The organism is Phycicoccus sp. Root563, from assembly GCF_001427915.1.
Classification (GTDB): Bacteria; Actinomycetota; Actinomycetes; order Actinomycetales; family Dermatophilaceae; genus Pedococcus.
The window spans coordinates 282,065-302,681 of record NZ_LMGM01000002.1 but is presented as its reverse complement, the minus strand read 5'-3'; the positions used below and the strand labels follow the sequence as shown (position 1 = coordinate 302,681).

General features: G+C 71.5%; 18 protein-coding genes and 1 riboswitch. Of the genes, 12 read left to right on the top strand and 6 right to left on the bottom strand.

Annotated elements, in window-relative coordinates; genetic code table 11:
• Positions 1–4: 4 nt before the first annotated feature.
• From ASD62_RS18725 to ASD62_RS18685, 9 genes are all read left to right on the top strand, one after another.
• Positions 5–574, top strand: coding sequence for a GNAT family N-acetyltransferase (locus ASD62_RS18725; RefSeq protein ID WP_200956969.1), 570 nt, complete (start codon positions 5–7; stop codon positions 572–574).
• A gap of 280 nt (positions 575–854) precedes the next feature.
• A complete protein-coding gene (locus ASD62_RS18720; protein ID WP_056917720.1) occupies positions 855–1,391 on the top strand; it encodes a helix-turn-helix transcriptional regulator in 537 nt (178 codons plus the stop codon).
• 121 nt (positions 1,392–1,512) lie between these two features.
• Entirely contained in the window at positions 1,513–1,782 is a 270-nt protein-coding gene (gene rpsO / locus ASD62_RS18715; RefSeq protein ID WP_056917719.1) for a 30S ribosomal protein S15, read from the top strand.
• Between the two features lie 166 nt (positions 1,783–1,948).
• Positions 1,949–4,354: a polyribonucleotide nucleotidyltransferase gene (locus ASD62_RS18710; protein ID WP_056917718.1), complete on the top strand. Its 2,406-nt coding sequence runs from the start codon at positions 1,949–1,951 to the stop codon at positions 4,352–4,354.
• Positions 4,355–4,467: 113 nt separating this feature from the next.
• Entirely contained in the window at positions 4,468–5,691 is a 1,224-nt protein-coding gene (locus ASD62_RS18705; RefSeq protein ID WP_056917717.1) for an NAD(P)/FAD-dependent oxidoreductase, read from the top strand.
• Positions 5,692–5,823: 132 nt separating this feature from the next.
• Positions 5,824–8,370: an ExeM/NucH family extracellular endonuclease gene (locus ASD62_RS18700; protein WP_235530795.1), complete on the top strand. Its 2,547-nt coding sequence runs from the start codon at positions 5,824–5,826 to the stop codon at positions 8,368–8,370.
• Positions 8,371–8,459: 89 nt separating this feature from the next.
• Positions 8,460–9,212 (top strand): 4-hydroxy-tetrahydrodipicolinate reductase, encoded by a 753-nt coding sequence (gene dapB, locus ASD62_RS18695; RefSeq protein ID WP_056917715.1) that lies wholly within the window; start codon positions 8,460–8,462, stop codon positions 9,210–9,212.
• Positions 9,213–9,560, top strand: coding sequence for a hypothetical protein (locus ASD62_RS18690; protein WP_056917714.1), 348 nt, complete (start codon positions 9,213–9,215; stop codon positions 9,558–9,560).
• 47 nt (positions 9,561–9,607) lie between these two features.
• Positions 9,608–9,976, top strand: coding sequence for a VOC family protein (locus tag ASD62_RS18685; RefSeq protein ID WP_056917713.1), 369 nt, complete (start codon positions 9,608–9,610; stop codon positions 9,974–9,976).
• 19 nt (positions 9,977–9,995) lie between these two features.
• On the opposite strand, the gene ASD62_RS18680 is transcribed toward ASD62_RS18685, so the two are convergent.
• Genes ASD62_RS18680 through ASD62_RS18660 form a run of 5 tightly spaced genes read right to left on the bottom strand, consistent with a single transcriptional unit; the run spans position 9,996 to position 12,963 of the window.
• Entirely contained in the window at positions 9,996–10,310 is a 315-nt protein-coding gene (locus ASD62_RS18680; RefSeq protein WP_056917712.1) for an AzlD domain-containing protein, read from the bottom strand.
• Positions 10,307–11,038, bottom strand: coding sequence for an AzlC family ABC transporter permease (locus ASD62_RS18675; RefSeq protein ID WP_056917711.1), 732 nt, complete (start codon positions 11,036–11,038; stop codon positions 10,307–10,309). The genes ASD62_RS18680 and ASD62_RS18675 overlap by 4 nt, the downstream gene beginning before the upstream one ends.
• A complete protein-coding gene (locus tag ASD62_RS18670) occupies positions 11,035–11,640 on the bottom strand; it encodes a GNAT family N-acetyltransferase (protein WP_056917710.1) in 606 nt (201 codons plus the stop codon). The genes ASD62_RS18675 and ASD62_RS18670 overlap by 4 nt, the downstream gene beginning before the upstream one ends.
• A 34-nt stretch (positions 11,641–11,674) precedes the next feature.
• On the bottom strand, positions 11,675–12,142 hold the full coding sequence (locus ASD62_RS18665; RefSeq protein WP_056917709.1) for a dihydrofolate reductase: 468 nt from the start codon (positions 12,140–12,142) through the stop codon (positions 11,675–11,677).
• A 29-nt stretch (positions 12,143–12,171) separates the two neighbouring features.
• Positions 12,172–12,963: a thymidylate synthase gene (locus ASD62_RS18660; protein ID WP_056917708.1), complete on the bottom strand. Its 792-nt coding sequence runs from the start codon at positions 12,961–12,963 to the stop codon at positions 12,172–12,174.
• A gap of 157 nt (positions 12,964–13,120) precedes the next feature.
• Between ASD62_RS18660 and dapA the strand changes: the two genes are divergently transcribed.
• The gene (gene dapA / locus ASD62_RS18655) at positions 13,121–14,011 is read left to right on the top strand and encodes a 4-hydroxy-tetrahydrodipicolinate synthase (RefSeq protein WP_056917707.1); all 891 of its coding nucleotides are present in this window, start codon (positions 13,121–13,123) and stop codon (positions 14,009–14,011) included.
• Complete coding sequence (locus ASD62_RS18650; RefSeq protein ID WP_056917706.1) at positions 14,008–15,693, top strand: ribonuclease J; 1,686 nt, start codon at positions 14,008–14,010, stop codon at positions 15,691–15,693. The genes dapA and ASD62_RS18650 overlap by 4 nt, the downstream gene beginning before the upstream one ends.
• A 77-nt stretch (positions 15,694–15,770) precedes the next feature.
• Here the strand turns inward: ASD62_RS18650 and ASD62_RS18645 are convergent, their stop codons facing one another.
• Positions 15,771–17,252: an aminotransferase class V-fold PLP-dependent enzyme gene (locus ASD62_RS18645; RefSeq protein ID WP_082581062.1), complete on the bottom strand. Its 1,482-nt coding sequence runs from the start codon at positions 17,250–17,252 to the stop codon at positions 15,771–15,773.
• Between the two features lie 42 nt (positions 17,253–17,294).
• Positions 17,295–17,407, bottom strand: a riboswitch (SAM riboswitch).
• Between the two features lie 431 nt (positions 17,408–17,838).
• Here ASD62_RS18645 and ASD62_RS18640 point away from each other — a divergent pair.
• Positions 17,839–20,610, top strand: a complete 2,772-nt coding sequence (locus ASD62_RS18640; protein WP_082581061.1) for a DNA translocase FtsK — start codon at positions 17,839–17,841, stop codon at positions 20,608–20,610.
• Positions 20,611–20,617: the final 7 nt, after the last annotated feature.

Genomic DNA, 20,617 nt, shown 5'->3' with positions numbered 1-20,617 from the left:
GCGCGTGAGCCTGCCGATCACCACCGAGCGGCTGACGCTGCGCAGCTTCCGACCCGGTGACGAGGACGACGTCTTCGCCTACCGGTCGGTGCCCTCGGTGATCCGTTACATCCCGGGCGAGCCGAAGACGCGGGACCAGGTCGCCGACCTGGTCTCCGAACGGGCCACGGCCGGGCGGATCGACCCGACGTCGCCGAACCTCACCCTCGCGGTGGAGCTCGACGGCCGGGTCGTCGGTGACGTGCTCATCCTCCTCGAGGGCCCCGACGGCGCGGACGGCAGGCAGGCGGAGATCGGCTGGGTGTTCGCGCCCGACGTCGCCGGGCAGGGGTACGCGACCGAGGCTGCGAGGGCGATCACCGAGGCGGCCTTCCGCGAGGTCGGGGTCCACCGTGTCTGGGCGCAGCTCGAGCCCGAGAACACGGCGTCGTCGCGCGTCTGCGAACGGCTCGGCATGCGCCTCGAAGCCGTCTTCGTCAAGGGCTCGTGGTTCAAGGAGCGCTGGACGGACCTGGCCGTCTACGCCCTCCTCGCCGACGAGTGGCCCCCGGCCGCACCGCCCTCGACCGCCTGACCCGCCCTCACCTGCCCTCACCTGCCCTCACCTGCCCTCAGCCGACTCGCCGCCTCCCGACCAGACCACCCGCGATGCTGCCAGGAGCAGGGGGTGTGGCAACGCGACCACGTCACTGATCACGATCCGCCGTCAGTGACGTAGTCACTCCACCACCCCGGGTCCCCACTGGCGGGATCGGAGCGGGGCTCCATCGAACGCCGCCGTTGTCACACCCGTCCGCGACCCTGTTCCTCAGGCGTCGGTCGTCCAGGGGGAACGGCCGGCCGGGGGAGGACGCATGGACGAGTTCGATGGTGTGGGGTACCTGCTGAGGGCACGACGCCGGGCGCAGCTGAGCCAGCGCGAGATGGCCGGCAGCATCGGCGTGGCGCAGGCGACGCTCTCCGCATACGAAGGAGGCCGGCGCAAGCTGCCGGAACCCGTCCTGGTCGCGGCCCTTCGCGTGGCAGGGCTGCGGCTGGTGGTGGTCGACGAGAAGGGTCAGGAGGTGACGCCCTTCCCGGCTGACGCGGTGCGGGACAACGCCGGCCGACGGTTCCCCGCCCACCTCGAGGTGCAGCCGCCGGACCAGCTGCCGAGGGAGGCGCTCCGGGCGCCACGGTACGACCGCCGGCCACCTCGGGCGTGGTACCACCTGAGGGGATCGGACGAGGTGACCACGGGGTGCGGTGCCGGCGACCACCCGACGGACCTGGAGCTCGCGGTGCGGCGGCGCGGCCTGTGGACCGCCGGCGCCAGGAGGCTCAGCGCCCTTCGCGAGGCGGACGGCGCGCGCGTGGATCGTGCTCGGGAGGAGCGATCCGACGGCGATTAGGGTGCACCTCGGCCCGCTGGTAACCTTGCAACCGCCGTAGACCGGCCGCGGATCCAGAGCGCCCAGGTGAACCAGCCCTGAGGCACCGCGCAACGATTCCACGAAGGAGCAGTGTCGACCCATGCCGTTGAGCACCGAAGTCAAGCAGAAGATCATGTCCGAGCACGCCACGCACGAGGGCGACACCGGTTCCCCCGAGGTCCAGATCGCCCTGCTCACGCAGCGCATCCTCGACCTGACCGAGCACTCGCGCCAGCACAAGCACGACCACCACAGCCGCCGCGGCCTGCTGCTGCTGGTCGGCCAGCGTCGCCGCCTGCTGCGCTACCTCGAGAGCGTCGACGTGGAGCGTTACCGCGCGCTGATCAAGCGCCTCGGCCTGCGCCGCTGAACATCCGACAGGGACGGTCCTCCACGAGGGCCGTCCCTGTCGCATGGGGCCCGGCACTCCTGCCGGACACCCGCACCACCGCAGTACCAGCACGACCAGCACGACCAGAAGAAGCCCGTGCACAACGACGATGCACGTGGATGTAGACACCCAGAAGGAGGGCCCAATGGAGGGTCCAGAGATCCAGTTCGCCGAAGCCACCATCGACAACGGCTCGTTCGGCACCCGCACGGTCCGGTTCGAGACCGGACGCCTGGCCAAGCAGGCCGGTGGCGCTGTCGCCGCCTACCTGGACGAGGACACGATGCTCCTCTCCACCACCACCGCCGGGAAGCACCCGCGCGAGGGATTCGACTTCTTCCCCCTGACGGTCGACGTCGAGGAGCGGATGTATGCCGCGGGCAAGATCCCCGGCTCGTTCTTCCGTCGTGAGGGCCGTCCCTCGACCGACGCGATCCTCACCTGCCGCCTGATCGACCGCCCGCTGCGCCCGACCTTCACCAAGGGTCTGCGCAACGAGGTCCAGGTCGTCATCACGGTGCTCGCGCTCAACCCCGACCACCAGTACGACGTGCTCGCCATCAACGCGGCCAGCGCCTCCACGCAGATCTCGGGTCTGCCCTTCTCCGGTCCGATCGGTGGCGTCCGCGTCTCCCTGATCGACGGCCAGTGGGTCGCCTTCCCGAACTTCTCCGACATCGAGCGCTCGACCTTCGACATGGTCGTCGCCGGTCGTGTCGCCGGTGACGACGTCGCGATCATGATGGTCGAGGCCGAGTCCACCGAGCAGACGTGGGACCTGGTCAAGAACGAGGGCAAGCAGGCCCCGACCGAAGAGGTCGTCGCCGAGGGCCTCGAGGCTGCCAAGAAGTTCATCAAGGTCCTGTGCGAGGCCCAGGCCGAGCTGGCGAGCAAGTCCGCCAAGCCCGTCCAGGAGTTCCCGATCTTCCTCGACTACGAGGACGACGCCTATGCCGCCGTCGAGGCTGCGACCTCGGACGACCTGACGCAGGCGCTGACCATCGCCGGCAAGCAGGAGCGCGAGGAGCGCATCGACGAGATCAAGGACGCCGTCAAGGCCTCCCTCGCCGGTGAGGGCCAGCAGTTCGCCGGCCGCGAGAAGGAGATCTCCGCGGCCTACAAGTCGGTGCAGAAGAAGCTGATCCGTCAGCGCATCCTGCGCGACAAGGTCCGCATCGACGGCCGTGGCCTCGCCGACATCCGCGCCCTCGGCGCCGAGGTCGAGGTCCTGCCGCGCGTGCACGGCTCGGCCCTGTTCGAGCGCGGCGAGACCCAGATCATGGGCGTCACCACGCTGAACATGCTCCGCATGGAGCAGCAGCTCGACACGTTGTCGCCGGTGACGCGCAAGCGCTACATGCACAACTACAACTTCCCTCCCTACTCCACCGGTGAGACCGGTCGGGTGGGTTCGCCGAAGCGCCGCGAGATCGGCCACGGCGCGCTGGCGGAGCGGGCGCTCATGCCCGTCCTGCCGACGCGTGAGGAGTTCCCCTACGCGATCCGCCAGGTGTCCGAGGCCCTCGGCTCCAACGGCTCGACGTCCATGGGCTCGGTCTGCGCCTCGACCCTGTCGATGCTCAACGCCGGTGTGCCGCTGCGCGCGCCGGTCGCCGGCATCGCCATGGGCCTGGTGTCCGACGAGGTCGACGGCCAGACGCAGTACGCCGCGCTGACCGACATCCTCGGCGCCGAGGACGCGTTCGGTGACATGGACTTCAAGGTCGCCGGCACGCGTGAGTTCGTCACGGCCATCCAGCTCGACACCAAGCTCGACGGCATCCCCGCGTCGGTCCTGGCCGGCGCGCTGACCCAGGCTCGCGACGCGCGCCTGCACATCCTCGACGTCATGAACGAGGCCATCGACGTGCCGGACGAGATGAGCCCCTTCGCTCCTCGCGTCATCTCGGTGCAGGTCCCCGTCGACAAGATCGGCGAGGTCATCGGGCCGAAGGGCAAGATGATCAACCAGATCCAGGACGAGACCGGCGCCCAGATCTCCATCGAGGACGACGGCACCGTCTACATCGGCGCGACCGACGGTCCGTCGGCCGAGGCGGCCCGCGCGATGGTCAACGCCATCGCGAACCCGCAGATGCCGGAGGTCGGCGAGCGCTTCCTGGGCACCGTGGTCAAGACCACGACGTTCGGTGCGTTCATCTCCCTGCTGCCCGGCAAGGACGGCCTGCTGCACATCTCCGAGGTGCGCAAGCTCGTCGGTGGCAAGCGGATCGACAACGTCGACGACGTCCTCGCCGTCGGCCAGAAGGTCCAGGTCGAGCTCAAGGAGGTCGACCCGCGCGGCAAGCTGTCGCTGGCCGCCGTCCTGCCCGAGGGTGAGGGCGACTCCGCCCCCGCCGCGGACGCCGACGTCGCCGGTTCCGACGAGGCGCCCGAGTCCAACGACTCGAGCGACTCGAACGAGTCGAACGACTCGAACGACTCCGGTGAGGAGCGCGGCGACCGTCGCGATGGTGGGCGCAGCCGCAACCGCCGTCGTCGCGGTGGCGAGCGTTCCGAGCGTGGCGAGTCCTCCGAGGACGCCGGCTGACGTTCGACCCCAGCACGTCCCGAACGGGTCGGCCCACCTCACGGTGGGTCGGCCCGTTCGTCGTCCACGGACCGAGGGTTGCGCTGGGGGGCGAAGCGACCAAAGGTGGGGACATGGCTGATGAGCGGACGTTCGTGGTGGTCGGTGGCGGGCTCGCGGGAGCGAAGTCGGTGGAGGCGTTGCGCGACAAGGGTTTCGAGGGTCGCCTCGTCCTCCTCGCGGGCGAGGACCACCTGCCGTACGAACGCCCACCGCTGTCCAAGGACTACCTCAAGACCGGCGAGGGGCTCGACGACGCCTTCGTCCACGACCAGGACTGGTATGCCGCCCACGACGTCGAGGTGCGCACCGGCACCGTGGTGACGGCGGTCGATCGTGACGCCCACGAGGTGGTGACCGCGGCGGGGGAGCGGATCGGCTGGAACCGGCTGCTGCTCGCCACCGGCAGCTCACCGCGACACCTCGACCTCCCGGGGGCCGACCTCGACGGGGTGCTCTCGTTGCGCACCATCGAGGACAGCGACCGCCTGAGGGGGGCGTTGCAGCCCGGGCGCAGGGTCGTCCTCGTCGGTGGCGGGTGGATCGGGCTCGAGGTCGCGGCGGCCGCACGGGAGGCCGGTGCCACCGTCACCGTGCTGGAGTCGCTCGACCTGCCGCTCGTGCGCGTGCTCGGGCCCACCGTCGCCCAGGTGTTCGCCGACCTGCACCGCGAGCACGGGGTGGACCTGCGCACCGGCGTGCAGGTGGAGGAGCTCGTGGGTGAGGGCGGTTCGGTCACCGGGGTGCGTCTGGCGGACGGCTCCACCGTCCCTGCCGACCTCGTCGTCGTGGGCATCGGGGCCGCCCCCAACACGGGTCTGGCCGCGGACGCCGGCCTCGAGGTCGACAACGGGATCGTCGCCGACGCAGTGGGGCGCACGAGCGACCCCGAGGTCTTCGTCGTCGGTGACGTCGCCAACGTGGAGCACCCGTTCCTGGGGCGGCGGGTGCGCGTGGAGCACTGGGCCAACGCCCTCAACCAGCCGACCATCGTGGCGGCGGGGATGCTCGAGCAGTCCGCCCCCGAGGCCGAGCTGCCGTACTTCTTCACCGACCAGTACGACCTGGGCATGGAGTACCACGGGCTCGGCGCTCCCGACGACGAGGTGGTCGTCCGCGGCGACCTGACCGGCCGTGAGTTCGTCGCGTTCTGGCTGCGCGACGGGGCCGTCACGGCAGGGATGAACGTCAACGTGTGGGACGTCGGCGACGCCGTCAAGGGCTTGATCCGCTCGCGCGCGAGCGTCGACCGGGCGAAACTTGCCGACCCGGGCGTGCCCCTGGAGAACCTGACCTGACCTTTACCTTCTGGACGCCTTCCATACCTCGTATGGGGCATCTGTCCATGTTTGACTGCACCCTTGGCGCCGGGCCCGCATCCCTGGGCGGCGCGACTTTCTTCGAGAACAACTCGGGTGTGGAGGACTGCTGTGCGCGAACGTCGCAAGCAACTGATGGGGGCGGCCGGCGCGATAGCGCTGACCGCCGGTGTGGTCTCCGTGGCGACGAGTGCGCAGGCCGCACCGTCGCCCACGGCTGGTGTGGTCATCAACGAGGTCTACGGCGGTGGGGGCAACTCCGGCGCACCGTACAAGTACGACTTCATCGAGCTGGCGAACACGGGCAGCGCCCCGGTGAGCCTGGCCGGGTGGTCGGTGCAGTACGCGTCGGCGACCGGCGCCGGCTGGGCGACGACTCCCTTGACGGGCACGCTGCCCGTGGGTACGACGTACGTGGTCAAGGAGGCTGCAGGGACCGGCGGCGGCTCCGACGTGCCGGCTGACGCCACCGGGACGATCGCCATGTCCGGCACGGCGGGCAAGGTCGCGCTCGTCAACAGCACCACGGCCTTGACCGGGTGCGCTGCCACCTGCTCGGCCTCGGCGCAGGTCGTCGACTTCGTCGGGTACGGCACGACCGCGAACGACTACGCGGGCACCGGCCCGACGGTCGCACCGAGCAACACGACCTCGGTCAGCCGCAACGCGACCCACGCCAACACGGCGAACAACAGCGCCGACTTCAAGGCAGGGGCCCCGACCCCGACCGGCCTGGAGACCCCGCCCCCGCCGCCGGCCCCGGTCGAGAAGACCATCGCCGAGGTGCAGGGTCCCGGCGCGACCTCCCCGCTCGCGGGTGAGACCGTCGTGGTCAAGGGCGTCGTGACCGCCGCCTACCCGACCGGCGGCTTCAACGGCTTCTTCCTCCAGACGCAGGGCACCGGCCCCGAGCCGCGCGCCGACGGCGCCTCCGACGGCGTCTACGTCTTCCAGCCCGGGACGCTCTCGCCCGAGGCGGTCGTGGGCAACTTCGTCCAGGTGACCGGCAAGGTCAGCGAGTTCGGTGGCCTCACCGAGATCACGACCACGGCTGCCGACGTCGTCGACGCCGGGGTCGCGTTCACCCCCGTCCAGCCGCTCGTCACCGGCTGGCCGACCACGGACGCGAAGCGTGAGTCCATCGAGGGGATGCTGTTCCAGCCCACCGGCGCCTACACGGTGACCAACACCTTCGGGACCAACCAGTACGGCGAGGTCGGTCTCGCGGTCGGCACCACCCCGCTGCTGCAGAACACCGAGGTCGCCAAGCCCGGGACGCCCGAGGCCGACGCCGTCGTGGCGGACAACGCGAAGCGCCTGGTCACCCTCGACGACGGCTCGTCGACGAACTTCACGGCCAGCAGCTACTCGACCGCGACCTGCGGCGCCCGTCCCGTGCCGTGCCTGCTCAACGCCGACAAGACCCCCGCCTACGTCTCGACGACGAAGCCGGTCCGGGTCGGCGCCCCGGCGACCTTCACGGCGCCGGTCGTCGTGGACTACCGCTTCAACCTCTGGCGGTTCCAGCCCACCTCCCAGGTCGTGGGCCCGGACAACGCGACGTCCCCGGTGACCTTCACCAACACCCGCACGCCGGCTCCCGACGAGCGGGACCTGAGCCAGCGCGGGACGCCGGACCTCAAGGTCGCCTCGTTCAACGTGCTCAACTACTTCACCGACCTCGGTGACGCTGACCCGAGCTGCACCGCCTACTACGACCGCGACAGCAGCGGCGACACGGTGCGCGACGGCTGCGACAACCGTGGGGCGTGGAACGCCGCCGACCTGGCCCGCCAGACGGAGAAGGAGGTGTCGGCGATCAACGCGCTCGACGCCGACGTCGTCGGCCTCATGGAGGTCGAGAACTCCGCGCAGTTCGGACACAGCCGCGACGAGACCCTCAGCCGCCTCGTGGCCGCGCTCAACGCCAAGGCCGGCGCCGGGACGTGGGCCTTCGTGCCTTCGTCGACGGACCTGCCGCCCGTGTCGCAGCAGGACTTCATCACCACGGCGATGATCTACAAGCCGGCGACGGTCATGCGCGTCGACCGCTCGCGTGCCCTGGGCGACCAGAGCGGTGAGGGCCAGGCCTTCGTCAACGCCCGTGAGCCGATCGCCCAGACCTTCAAGAAGAAGAAGGGCAAGGGCGACAAGTTCCTCTTCGTCGTCAACCACTTCAAGTCCAAGGGCTCGGCCGGTCCGTTCCCCGGTGACGCCGACTCCGGAGACGGGCAGGGTGCCTCGGTGACCAGCCGTGTCCTGCAGGCCCAGGCGCTGCGCGACTGGGTCCCCGGGGTGGCCGCCGAGTACGGCGCCAAGGCCATCGTCATGGCCGGTGACTACAACTCCTACACGATGGAGGACCCGCTCGACGTCCTCTACCGGGCGGGGTACACCGACGTGGGCTCGACGTTCGACCCGGGCCAGTACTCCTACTCGTTCTCGGGGACCTCGGGTTCGCTCGACCACATCCTCGTGAACGCGGCGGGTCTGAAGATGTCCACCGGCGCGGACCACTGGAACATCAACTCGGGTGAGTCGGTGGCGCTGGAGTACAGCCGCTACAACTACCACTCGACCGACTTCCACGACCCCGGCCCCTACCGGTCCTCGGACCACGACCCCGTGGTGCTGGGCCTCAAGGCCTTCGTCAAGTAGGGCCGGGACCAGCCGCACCACCCACGCAGGACCGCGTATGGCGGGTCCGCCCCCTCGGGGGTGGGCCCGCCATCGCTACGCTGGCGGGCATGAGCGAGTCGACCCGCGTGGCCGTGATCGGTGCAGCCGGACGGATGGGCGCCGAGGTGTGCCGCGCCGTCGAGTCGGCGGACGGCCTCGAGCTGGTCGGGCGGTTCGACCAGGGGGACGAGCTCGGCGACCTCGCCGGTGCCGGGGTCGTCGTCGAGTTCTCCGTCCCCGACGCCTCGCCCGCGAACGTGCGCCACTGCGTCGAGCAGGGTGTCCACGTCGTCGTCGGCACGACCGGTTGGGACGAGCCCCGTCTGGCGGCCCTGCGTGAGACGCTGGCCGAGCACCCCGAGGTGGGTGTGCTCATCGCCCCCAACTTCGCGATCGGCGCCATCCTCATGATGCGCTTCGCGCAGGAGGCGGCCCGGTTCTACGAGTCCGTCGAGGTCATCGAGCTGCACCACCCCGCCAAGGTGGACGCCCCCTCGGGGACCGCGGCCCGGACGGCCTCCCTCATCGCCGCGGCTCGGGCCGAGGCCGGGATCGGCGACGTCCCTGACGCGACCACGCAGGACCCGGACGGCGCCCGCGGCGCGCGGGTCGACGGCATACCCGTGCACTCGGTGCGCCTGCGCGGCCTCGTGGCGCACCAGGAGGTGCTGCTCGGTGGCGTGGGGGAGATGCTCACGCTGCGCCACGACTCCTTCGACCGCACGTCGTTCATGCCCGGTGTCCTGGCCGGGGTGCGCGCCGTCGGCGACCACCCCGGGCTCACGGTGGGTCTCGAGCACGTCCTCGGTCTGGACGACTGAGTGCGCGAGAAGGTCACCGCACTCATCACGATCCTCGTGCTGGTGTTCTACTCGGCGACGATCGGCTGGCGCGGGGTCGCCCTCATCGCCGACGGCCGGCCGGCCTCGATCCTGCTCGGCCTCGGCGTCGTGCTCATCCCGGTCGTCGCGCTCGTGGCGATCGCGCCGCTGGTCCTCCTGGCGCGCGACGGTTCGCGGATGATGGCCCAGGCCAACGAGTCCGGGGCGCGGGGGACGTGGGCGACCGAGCTCGAGCAGGCGGAGGCGTGCCGGGTCGCCCGGGACCGCAAGGGGGAGCAGGCGCACTACCGCGCCGCGGTGCGGGCCTGGCGGGCCGCCCAGCACTGAGCGGTCCGACCCTCCCGCCCCCTTCCGGTCGGTCCTACGGTGGGGGCATGCACCGTTCACGCATCGGCATCGTCCTCATCGACCACGGCGCGGAGCACTTCGACCAGAGCGTGGCGTTCTGGTCGGGCGTGCAGGGCGTCCGACCGACCCAGGAGGGGCCGTACGCCTCGGTCGGGGAGGTCGGCGGCCTCAACCTCGAGGTCCAGCGCCTCGGCGAGGGGGGCCCGAGGGTCCACCTCGACATCGAGTCGGACGACATCCCCGCCGAGGTGGCCCGGCTGACCGCCATCGGTGCCACGGTGGTCGAGCAGCGCGACGGGTACGTGGTCATGGCCGACCCCGGCGGTGTCGTGTTCTGCGTGGTCGGGATCCAGACGGGGGACCGGTTCGTCGAGGACGCCCTCGAGTGGCCGTGACGCGGGTCGGACCCGGTCGCTAGGGGAGCCCCAGCGCGCGCAGCCCCGCCGCGACGGCAGCGGCGAGCACGACGACCACGATGAACGGCGCGCGCAGCAGCAGGGCCACGATGGCCACCCCCACCGCCGCGGCACGGGAGTCGACCACGACCCCGCCCGACCTGGTCGTCAGGGTCTGCACCCCCACGAGGGCCGCGAGGAGCGCGATCGGCAGGGCCGAGGTGATGCGGGTCGTGCGTTCCCCGTCGAGCCAGCTCGCCGGGACGAGGTGACCGAGGTACTTCAGGGCGAAGGCCAGCGCGGACGCCAGCAGGACGGCGGTCCAGGTGGTCACGTCGGTTCCCCCTCGCCGGCCCAGTGGTGCGGTGGCGGCGGGTCCCGGTGCGCCCGGCGCCACAGGCCGGCGGCGAGGGCGGTCGTCGCAGCGACGAGCACCGGCACCCCGGCGGGGGCGTGCGGGGCCAGCAGGACCGCGACCACCGCGCTGGCCGCGGCGATCGCGAACGCGTCGGCCGACCTGAGCCGGGGCCACAGCAGCGCGCAGAACGCGGCAGCCGCGGCAGCGTCGAGACCGTAGGTGCGCGGATCACCCATCGCGTCGCCCGCCAGCGCGCCGACGAGGGTGGCGAGGTTCCAGAGGACGAAGACACCGATGCCGGTGGCCCAGAAGCCGATCCGGCCCGCCGGGGCCTCGGGTTGGGCGACGCCGACCGCGGTCGACTCGTCGATCGTGAGCTGGGCGGCGGCGACGCGGCGGGCTCCGCGGACCCCGAGCAGGCGGGAGACCTGCAGGCCGTACAACCCGTTGCGCACTCCCAGCAGGGTCGAGGTGGCGATCGCCGCCGGCGCACCGGCCGGACCCGCTGCCAGGACTCCGACGAACGCGAACTGCGACCCACCGGAGAACAGCAGCAGCGACAGGGCCTGCGTCTGGAGGATGGTCAGCCCCGCCGCCACCGACAGGGCGCCGAAGCTGATGCCGTACGCCCCGGTGGCCACCGCCACGGACAGCGACTGGCGCAGCACGGCCCGGCGTCGCCCGGGCGCGAGGGCCGCCGTCACGGGCCGTCGGGCTCCCCGTCGGGCCGGATGTCGGCGACGAGGCGCACCTCACGGGCGGTGTCACCCTCGGGCGAGACCACCCGGTCGCGGAAGGCGCCGTCGGGGTGCAGGCCCGAGGCGGACAGGAACGCCCGGGTCGCCTCGTCGGTGGCCAGCACCCAGGTGTGCAGGGTGTCGGCACCAGCACCCCGGAGGGTGTCCACCGCGGCGTTGAGCAGGCGTGAGCCGTGCCCGGCGCGACGAGCCTGTGGGTGGACGGCGAGAGCCGAGACCTCGCCCGTCGCACCTCCGGCGTCGGGGTCCTGGCTCGGACCGATGGAGGCGAACCCGACGACCTGGTCACCGGCGCAGGCCGCGAGCAGGCGGTAGACGCCCTGCGGTGGCGAGGCGAGCGACTGGCGCCACGCGCTGGCGAAGGCGTTGGGCTCGAAGGCCTCGAGCACCTCGGCCGGGACCACGTCGGCATACGCCTCGCGCCACACCACGGCCTGGACGAAACCCACGGCAGGGGCGTCGGTCTCCCGAGCGGTGCGCACGCTCGCGTCGGCCAGCGGCCCCGGGGTCTGGTCGTGCTGGTGGGAGTGGTCGTGCGGGTGGCTCATGCCGGCCATCCTCGCACCCCGTCGACGTGCGCCCTCAGCCGCGCTCGTAGGTGACCCAGCTGAAGCCGTCACGGTCCTCGCGCGCGGTCTCCTGCCAGTGCGTCGGGTCGATCTCGGGGAACCGGACGTCGCCCTCGGGGGACTGGTCCACCTCGGTGATGAGCAGCCGGTGCGCCCACGGCATCGCCTCGGCGTAGACCTGCCCGCCACCGCAGACGAACACCTCGTTCACCGGCCCTGCCAGCGAGAGCGCCTCGCTGAGCGAGTGGGCGGTCTCGACGTCGGAGTGGGACCAGTCCGCCTGGCGGGTGACGACGATGGTGCGGCGACCTGGCAGCACCCGCCCGATCGAGTCGAACGTCTTGCGCCCCATGACCATCGGGTGCCCCATCGTGGAGCGTTTGAAGAAGGCGAAGTCCTCGGGCAGGTGCCAGGGCATGTCGTTGTCGGCACCGATGACGCCGTTGCGCCCGACCGCCGCGATGAGGGTCACGTTCGTCATGCCGACAGGGTATGCCGTGGGGTGACCGCTCAGACGGCGATGGGCGCCTTGATCGAGGGGTGCGCCTCGTACCCGACCAGCTCGAAGTCACCGAGGTCGAACTCGTCGATCTGCTTGCCCTTCGCGATGACCATGCGGGGCAGGGGGAGCGGCTCACGGGTGAGCTGCAGCTTCGCCTGCTCCACGTGGTTGGAGTACAGGTGCGCGTCGCCGAGGGTGTGCACGAAGTCGCCGGGCTCGAGGTCGCAGATCTGGGCGACCATCATCGTGAGCAGGGCGTACGACGCGATGTTGAAGGGCACGCCGAGGAAGATGTCTGCGGAGCGCTGGTAGAGCTGGCAGGAGAGCCGGCCGTCGGCGACGTAGAACTGGAACATCGTGTGACAGGGCGGCAGGGCCATCGAGTCGACGTCCGCGACGTTCCACGCCGAGACGATGTGGCGGCGCGAGTCGGGGTTGGTCCGAATGGCGTCGATGACCTTTGCGATCTGGTCGACGTGGCCGCCGTCGGGCGTCGGCCAGGAGCGCCACTGGTAGCCGTAGACGGGCCCGAGGTCGCCGTTCTCGTCGGCCCACTCGTCCCAGATCGAGATGCCGCGCTCCTGCAGCCAGCGGACGTTCGAGTCGCCGCGCAGGAACCACAGCAGCTCACCGATGATCGACTTGAGGTGCAGCTTCTTGGTCGTCAGGACCGGGAAGCCCTCGGAGAGGTCGAACCGCATCTGGTAGCCGAAGACCGAGCGCGTGCCCGTCCCCGTCCGGTCGGACTTGTCCGTCCCGGTCGTCATCACGTGGTCGAGGAGGTCCAGGTACTGCTGCACGACGGCAACCTAACACCGCGCGGCGACGGGACCCGGCGCCATACCGACAGGCGGTCCCGGCGATGATCCGGTCGCGCAGCACAGGGATCCCGCCAATGTCGGTGTCGCGGCACGAGCAGGGCGCTGGGCCGCCGCCGCGGAGCGATAGCCTGCGGGTATGAGCACAGCGTCTCCGTTCGGTCGCCTCCTGACAGCCATGATCACGCCGATGCGGCCCGACGGGAGCGTCGACGCCGAAGGTGCCAAGCGGGTCGCCCAGCACCTCGTGGACACCGGGCACGACGGCATCGTCGTCAACGGCACCACCGGTGAGTCCGCCACCCTCACCGACGACGAGAGCCTCGAGATGGTCAGCCTCGTCGCCGAGGCCGTCGGTGGCCGGGCCGCGGTCGTCGCGGGTGTCGGTTCGAACGCCACCGCGCACAGCGTCGAGATGGCCGGGCGCGCGCAGCATGCCGGCGCGACCGGGCTCCTGCTCGTCACGCCGTACTACAACAAGCCCACCCAGGCCGGGGTCGTCGCGCACTGCCGCGCGGTCGCCGAGGTGACCGACCTGCCCGTCATGCTCTACGACATCCCCGGACGCACGGCCATCCCGTTCACCCCGGAGACCCTTGCCGAGCTGGCCACCGTGCCGAGCATCGTGGCCGTCAAGGACGCCAAGGGCGAGGCATGGTCGACGACCAAGGTCATGGCCTCGACCGACCTCCTGTACTACTCGGGCGAGGACGCGACCACGCTGCCGTGGCTGGCCATGGGCGCCATCGGCACGGTGAGCGTCGTCGGCCACGTCGCCGGACGCGAGTATGCCGCGATGATCGAGGCCGTCGACCGCGGCGACCTCGCGGCGGCCCGAGTCATCCACCAGCGCCTCATCCCGGCGGTCGACGCGATCATGAACACGTCGCAGGGCGCGATCATGGCCAAGGCGGCGCTCGTCGAGCTCGGCGTGATCGAGCACGCGACGGTGCGCCTGCCGCTGGTCGAGTCCCCTCCGGAGCACCTCGAGCTGCTGAGGGCGGGCCTGAAGGAGTCGGGTCTGCTGTGAGCCACCCGCACCCCGAGCTGACCGCACCGCCCCAGCTCGACCCGAACGGCGTCCGCGTCGTCGCCCTCGGTGGCCTCGGCGAGGTGGGTCGCAACATGGCCGTCATCGAGCACGCCGGCCAGCTGCTGATCATCGACTGCGGCGTCCTGTTCCCCGAGGACCACCACCCGGGCGTCGACCTGATCCTGCCCGACTTCGAGTACATCGAGGACCGCCTCGACCAGGTCCAGGCCATCGTCCTCACCCACGGCCACGAGGACCACATCGGCGCTGTGCCCTACCTGCTCAAGCTCAAGAAGGACATCCCGGTCGTCGGCTCGATGCTGACCCTTGCGCTGGTCGAGGCCAAGCTCAAGGAGCACCGGATCACCCCGTACACGCTCGGGGTGAAGGAGGGGATGCGCGAGAAGCTCGGGGTGTTCGACTGCGAGTTCGTCGCCGTCAACCACTCCATCCCCGATGCGCTCGCGGTGTTCGTCCGGACCCCCGCCGGGACGATCCTGCACACGGGCGACTTCAAGATGGACCAGCTGCCGCTCGACGGCAGGCTCACCGACCTGCGCGCGTTCGCCCGTCTCGGTGAAGAGGGCGTCGACCTCTTCATGACCGACTCGACCAACGCCGAGGTGCCGGGGTTCACCACCCCGGAGAAGGACATCGCGCCGGCCATCGACAAGGTCTTCCGCGACGCCGAGCGCCGGATCATCGTCGCCTGCTTCTCCTCGCACGTGCACCGCGTCCAGCAGGTGCTCGACGCCGCGGAGAAGGCCGGGCGAAAGGTCGCCATGGTCGGTCGCTCCATGGTGCGCAACATGGGGATCGCGGCCGAGCTCGGCTACCTGCACGTCCCCGACGGGGTGCTCGTCGACGTCAAGAAGCTCGACAACTTCCCCGACCACCAGGTCGTCCTCATCTGCACGGGTTCGCAGGGAGAGCCGATGGCGGCCCTCTCCCGCATGGCCAACCGCGACCACCGCATCGACGTGGGGCCCGGCGACACCGTCCTCATGGCGTCCTCGCTCATCCCCGGCAACGAGAACGCCGTCTACCGCGTCATCAACGGCCTGATGCGCCTCGGCGCCACCGTCGTCCACAAGGGCAACGCGAAGGTCCACGTCTCGGGCCACGCCAGCGCCGGCGAGCTCCTCTACTGCTACAACATCGTCAAGCCGCGCAACGTCATGCCGGTGCACGGCGAGTGGCGCCACCTCGTGGCGAACGCCGAGCTCGCGGTGCAGACCGGGGTGCCACGTGAGCGCGTGGTCCTGGCCGAGGACGGGGTGGTCGTCGACCTCGTCGACGGCGTCGCGAAGGTGGTCGGCGCCGTGGACTGCGGGTACGTCTACGTCGACGGTTCGTCGGTGGGCGAGTTCGACGAGGCCCTGCTCAAGGACCGCCGCATCCTGCGCGACGAGGGGTTCATCTCGGTGATCGTCGTCATGGACTCCGCCACGGGCAAGGTCGCCGCGGGCCCGGAGATCCAGGCCCGGGGCTTCGCCGAGGACGACGAGATCTTCAACCAGGTGCGCCCCAAGATCGAGCAGGCGCTCGCCGAGGCGACCGGCAAGGGCATCACCGACCCCCACCAGCTCGAGCAGGTCATGCGTCGTGCGATCGGCAGCTGGGTCGGCGGCAAGATCCGTCGCCGCCCGATGATCATCCCGGTGGTCATCCAGGCCTGAGCCGCGTCCCCGCCAGGGGCGCGTCCCCGCAGGGACGCGTTTCCCACCAGGGGCGAGCTGCTACCAGGGGCGAGCTGCTACCAGGGGCGGGCGGGGGACAGGTCGCGGGTGTCCTCCACCGGGAGCCAGCCCTGCGGCGTGACCTCGTAGGCCGCCCGTGGTCCGTTCGCAGCCAGGTCGGCCACCGCGGCGAGCAGGCGCTCGACGTGCTCGGCCGTGGTGCCCAGACCGACGCTGGCCCGGATCGCGGTGCCGGACCCTGCGCCATACGGGTCGTCGAGGAGGGTGTCGACGCACAGGTGCGCGCAGAACTTCCCGTCGCGGACCCCGATCCCGTGCTCGGCGGACAGCGCCGCCGACACCAGCGAGCTGTCGAGCCCGTCGATCGTGAAGGTGGCGACCGCGACGCGCTCGTGGTCGTCGCCGAAGAGCGAGTAGGTCTCGACGCCGTCGATGGCGCGCAGGCCCTCGAGGAGGGCGGTGCCGAGGGCGTCCTCGTGCGCCTCGACCGCAGCGGCGCCGGTGCGGAGGGCGTGGCAGGCCGCGGCGAGGGCGACCGCGCCGATGACGTTGGGGCTCCCGGCCTCGTGGCGGGCCGAGCCGGTGTGCCAGGCGACGCCGTCCTCGGTGACGGCCCTGGTCGCTCCGCCCCCGGCGAGGTAGGGCGTCGCCGCGTCGAGCCAGTCGGAGCGGCCCGCGAGGACACCGGCGCCGAACGGCGCGTAGAGCTTGTGACCGGACAGGACGACGTAGTCGACGCCGAGCTCGGCGAGGTCCACGCGGCGGTGCGGGGCGTACTGCGCCGCGTCGAGGACGACGCGGGCACCGGCCTTGCGGGCGATCGCGGCGAGCTCGCGGACCGGCCAGACCTCGCCGGTGACGTTGGAGGCGCCGGTGAGGACGACGAGGCGGTGGCGGCCGTGGCGGTTCTTCAGCGCCGTGCGCAGCAGGACCGCGGCGTCGGCGGCGCTTCCGGGGACGGGCAGGCGGGTGGTCTGGCGCGCCTTCCACGGGAGCAGGGCGGCGTGGTGCTCGGTCTCGAAGACGAAGACCTGGGTGTCGCGCGGCAGGGCGCGGGCCAGCAGGTTGAACGAGTCGGTGCTGTTGCGGGTGAAGACCACCTCGTCGCCGGGCCGGGCCCCGACGAAGGTCGCGACCTCCTCACGGGCCTGCTCGTACCAGGCGCTGGTCACCTTGGAGGCGTACCCGTTGCCGCGGTGCACGGAGGAGTAGGTGCGCAGGGCGCTGTCGACGGCGGCCTTGACGCTGACGAGCGACGGCGTCGAGGCGGCGTGGTCGAAGTTCGCGTAGTCGACCGGGCCGTTCAGCGTGGGCACCACCAGCCCGGCCGAGACCACGGCGGGCAGGTCGGCGGACCGGTGGACGGGCAGCTCGGCCGGCAGGGGCTCGACCGCACCGCCCAGCGGCAGCGAGGCCGGCGCGACCAGAGGCGGAACGGCCCGGAGGTGCTCACGGGCGTGGGCGAGGGGAGCGGTGCGGCGGAACGCGTGGTCCGGCGTGCTCTCGGGAGTGGTCGGTGGGGTGCTCGCGATCGACATGGAGGTCAGCTCCTGGGTCCGGTGGGACCCGGGCTGTGCTCGGGTCCGCGCTTGCCGGCTGCGGGTGCAGTCGACCCGGTCGTCACCCGGAGCACCCCACCGCGGTGGAGGGTTGCTGGTCAGCAAGCCGGGGCTGTGCGCTGACACTCATGACCTTGACGACGAAGGTAGCGGCGGTCGGGTCGTCCCTCCACCAGCCGGACGGACCTTCTCGCCATCTGAGACCTCGGGGGAGGTCGCGCCGGAAACGGTGGTGCAGGTGATCTGGCGGGACCGGCGCACCCCCTGCCCCCGATGTCCTGGTACGCCTGCACCGGCGACCTCCCCGAGGGGTGGTCGCCGGTGCGGGCCCCGCCAGACGCAGGCTCAGCGTGGCAGGGCCGCACCCGTCGCGTCGGGTGGACCGGCCCGTGCTGCCCGAACCGGGGGGACCCCTCCACCTGTTCGGGGGAGCGGGTCCGCCCCGAACGGCGCGGGTGACGGCTCCGTGTCGGCTCCGGGTCGGCTCCGGGTCGGCGTCAGATCCGCCCACGTGGAACGCGTGTGACGCGTGTGTCCGGTGTGACCTTCGCGTAGCCTGCGGACCATGGCCACACGTCCGTCCACCCCGACGCGCACCTCCTCGGCTGGGCAGGCGCGCAAGGGCACCGCCACCCGCCCCGCCAACCGTCGCACCACCACGCCCCGCAAGAGCCCCGCCCGGGGTTCCCGCGGCAAGGCCAGCGGTGGCGGCCTGCCCCTGCCGTTGCGTGCGGTCCGCGGCACGTGGATGGGTATGGCGCACGTAGCCGGTGGCGCGGTCCGCCGCGTCGGCAACGGGGCCCGCGACCTCGAGCCCGAACACCGTCGCGACGGCGTCGGCTTCCTCCTCCTCGGCCTGGCCATCGTCGTGGCCGCCCGCGAGTGGTGGGCCCTCGAGGGCCCGGTCGGCGACGTCATCCACGCCGTCGTGGCCGGCACCTTCGGCCGGGTCGCGTACGCCGTGCCGCTCGCGCTGCTCTACCTCGGCGTCCGGCTGCTGCGCGCCCCCCAGGACGACGGCGCCAACTCGCGCATCGGGGTCGGCCTCGGCGCGCTCGCGTTCGCGGCGTCGGGCCTGGCCCACGTGGCGGCCGGCATCCCCACCCCGCCGGCGGGTGCCGAGGGCATGCGCGACGGCGGCGGCATTATCGGCTTCCTCGCCTCCAGCCCGCTCAAGGCGGCGGTCTCGGTCTACGGCACCGTGCCGATCCTGCTCATGCTCGGCTTCTTCGGTCTCCTCGTGATGACCGCGACCCCGGTCCACATGATCCCCGAGCGCCTCGCCGAGCTGCGCGACCACCTCCTGCACCGCGGGGTCGACGTCGACGAGCCGGCCGCCGAGGAGGCCGAGAAGCCCCGGCGCCGCCGCAGGGTGATCGAGCCCGAGGGGCCGTTCGACGGTGACGAGGCGTTCGAGAAGGCTGCGGTCGTCGTGCCCGAGGGCAAGGACGGCCTGCGTCCCGGGCAGAAGCGCCCGACCGCCCCGGGCGTCCTCGCCCCCGGTGCCACCGGGGCCAACAGTTCCACCAGCGCCGGCGCCTCGGGCGCCCCACCAGTGGTTCCCGCCCGCCAGGTCGCCGAGAAGGTCGCCCTCGAGGCGCCGCCGACGACCCCCCTGCCGCAGCGGGTGGAGCAGCTCGCCCTCGCCGGCGACATCACCTACACGCTGCCCGACAACGCCCTGCTCGAGCCCGGCTCGCCGCACAAGGCCCGCAGCGCCGCGAACGACCGCGTCGTCGAGTCCCTCACCCAGGTGCTCGACCAGTTCGACATCGACGCACAGGTGACCGGCTTCAGCCGCGGCCCGACGGTCACGCGGTACGAGGTCGAGCTCGGTCCCGGCATCAAGGTCGAGCGGGTCACCGCCCTCTCGAAGAACATCGCGTACGCCGTCGCCTCGGCCGACGTCCGGATCCTCTCCCCGATCCCCGGCAAGTCCGCCATCGGCATCGAGATCCCCAACACCGACCGCGAGAAGGTCAGCCTCGGCGACGTCCTGCGCAGCCAGGCCGCCCGCGGCAACGACCACCCGATGGTCATGGGGGTCGGCAAGGACGTCGAGGGCGGCTACGTCATCGCCAACCTCGCCAAGATGCCCCACCTGCTCGTCGCGGGGGCCACCGGCGCCGGCAAGTCGAGCTTCGTCAACTCCATGATCACCTCGATCCTCATGCGCTCGACGCCCGACGAGGTCCGGATGGTGCTGGTGGACCCCAAGCGGGTGGAGCTCACGGCATACGAGGGGATCCCGCACCTCATCACCCCGATCATCACGAACCCCAAGAAGGCCGCCGAGGCCCTCCAGTGGGTCGTGCGGGAGATGGACACGCGCTACGACGACCTCGCCCAGTTCGGCTTCAAGCACGTCGACGACTTCAACAAGGCGGTCAAGGCCGGCAAGGTCAAGCCGCTGCCGGGCAGCCAGCGGGTCATCCACCCGTACCCGTACCTGCTCGTCATCGTCGACGAGCTCGCCGACCTGATGATGGTCGCCCCGCGTGACGTGGAGGAGTCGATCGTCCGCATCACCCAGCTCGCCCGGGCCGCCGGCATCCACCTCGTGCTGGCGACGCAGCGTCCGTCGGTCGACGTCGTGACCGGCCTGATCAAGGCCAACGTCCCGTCGCGGATGGCGTTCGCGACGTCGTCGCTCGCCGACAGCCGGGTCGTCCTCGACCAGCCCGGCGCCGAGAAGCTCATCGGCCAGGGCGACGCGCTGTTCCTGCCGATGGGCTCGAGCAAGACGATGCGCGTCCAGGGCGCCTGGGTCACCGAGTCCGAGATCCAGAACGTCGTCAAGGCGGTCACCGACCAGCTCAAGCCGAACTACCGCGACGACGTCACCGTCGTCGCCGCCAAGAAGCACGTCGACGACGACATCGGTGACGACCTCGACCTGCTGCTGCAGGCGACCGAGCTCGTCGTCACGACGCAGTTCGGCTCGACGTCGATGCTCCAGCGCAAGCTGCGCGTCGGGTTCGCCAAGGCCGGTCGCCTCATGGACCTGCTCGAGTCACGCGGCGTCGTCGGTCCGTCCGAGGGTTCCAAGGCCCGCGACGTGCTGGTCAAGCCGGACGACCTGCCCACGACGCTCGCCCTCATGCGCGGCGACGAGGTCCCGGACGCCGAGCCGGTGTTCGACGGCCAGGCCCTGGCCGACGAGGCTGGGGGAGTGGAGCACACCGACGAGGTGCCGGTCGGCGCACCGGCGCCGTCGTACCGGCCCGGCTACGCCCCCGACGACCGCTACGACAACGACCCGGTGGCCGCGCAGTTCGCGGGCCGCGAGGAGGTCGAGGAGTCCGGCGACGCCTGGGAGCTCACCGGGCGCGACTGAGGTCCGT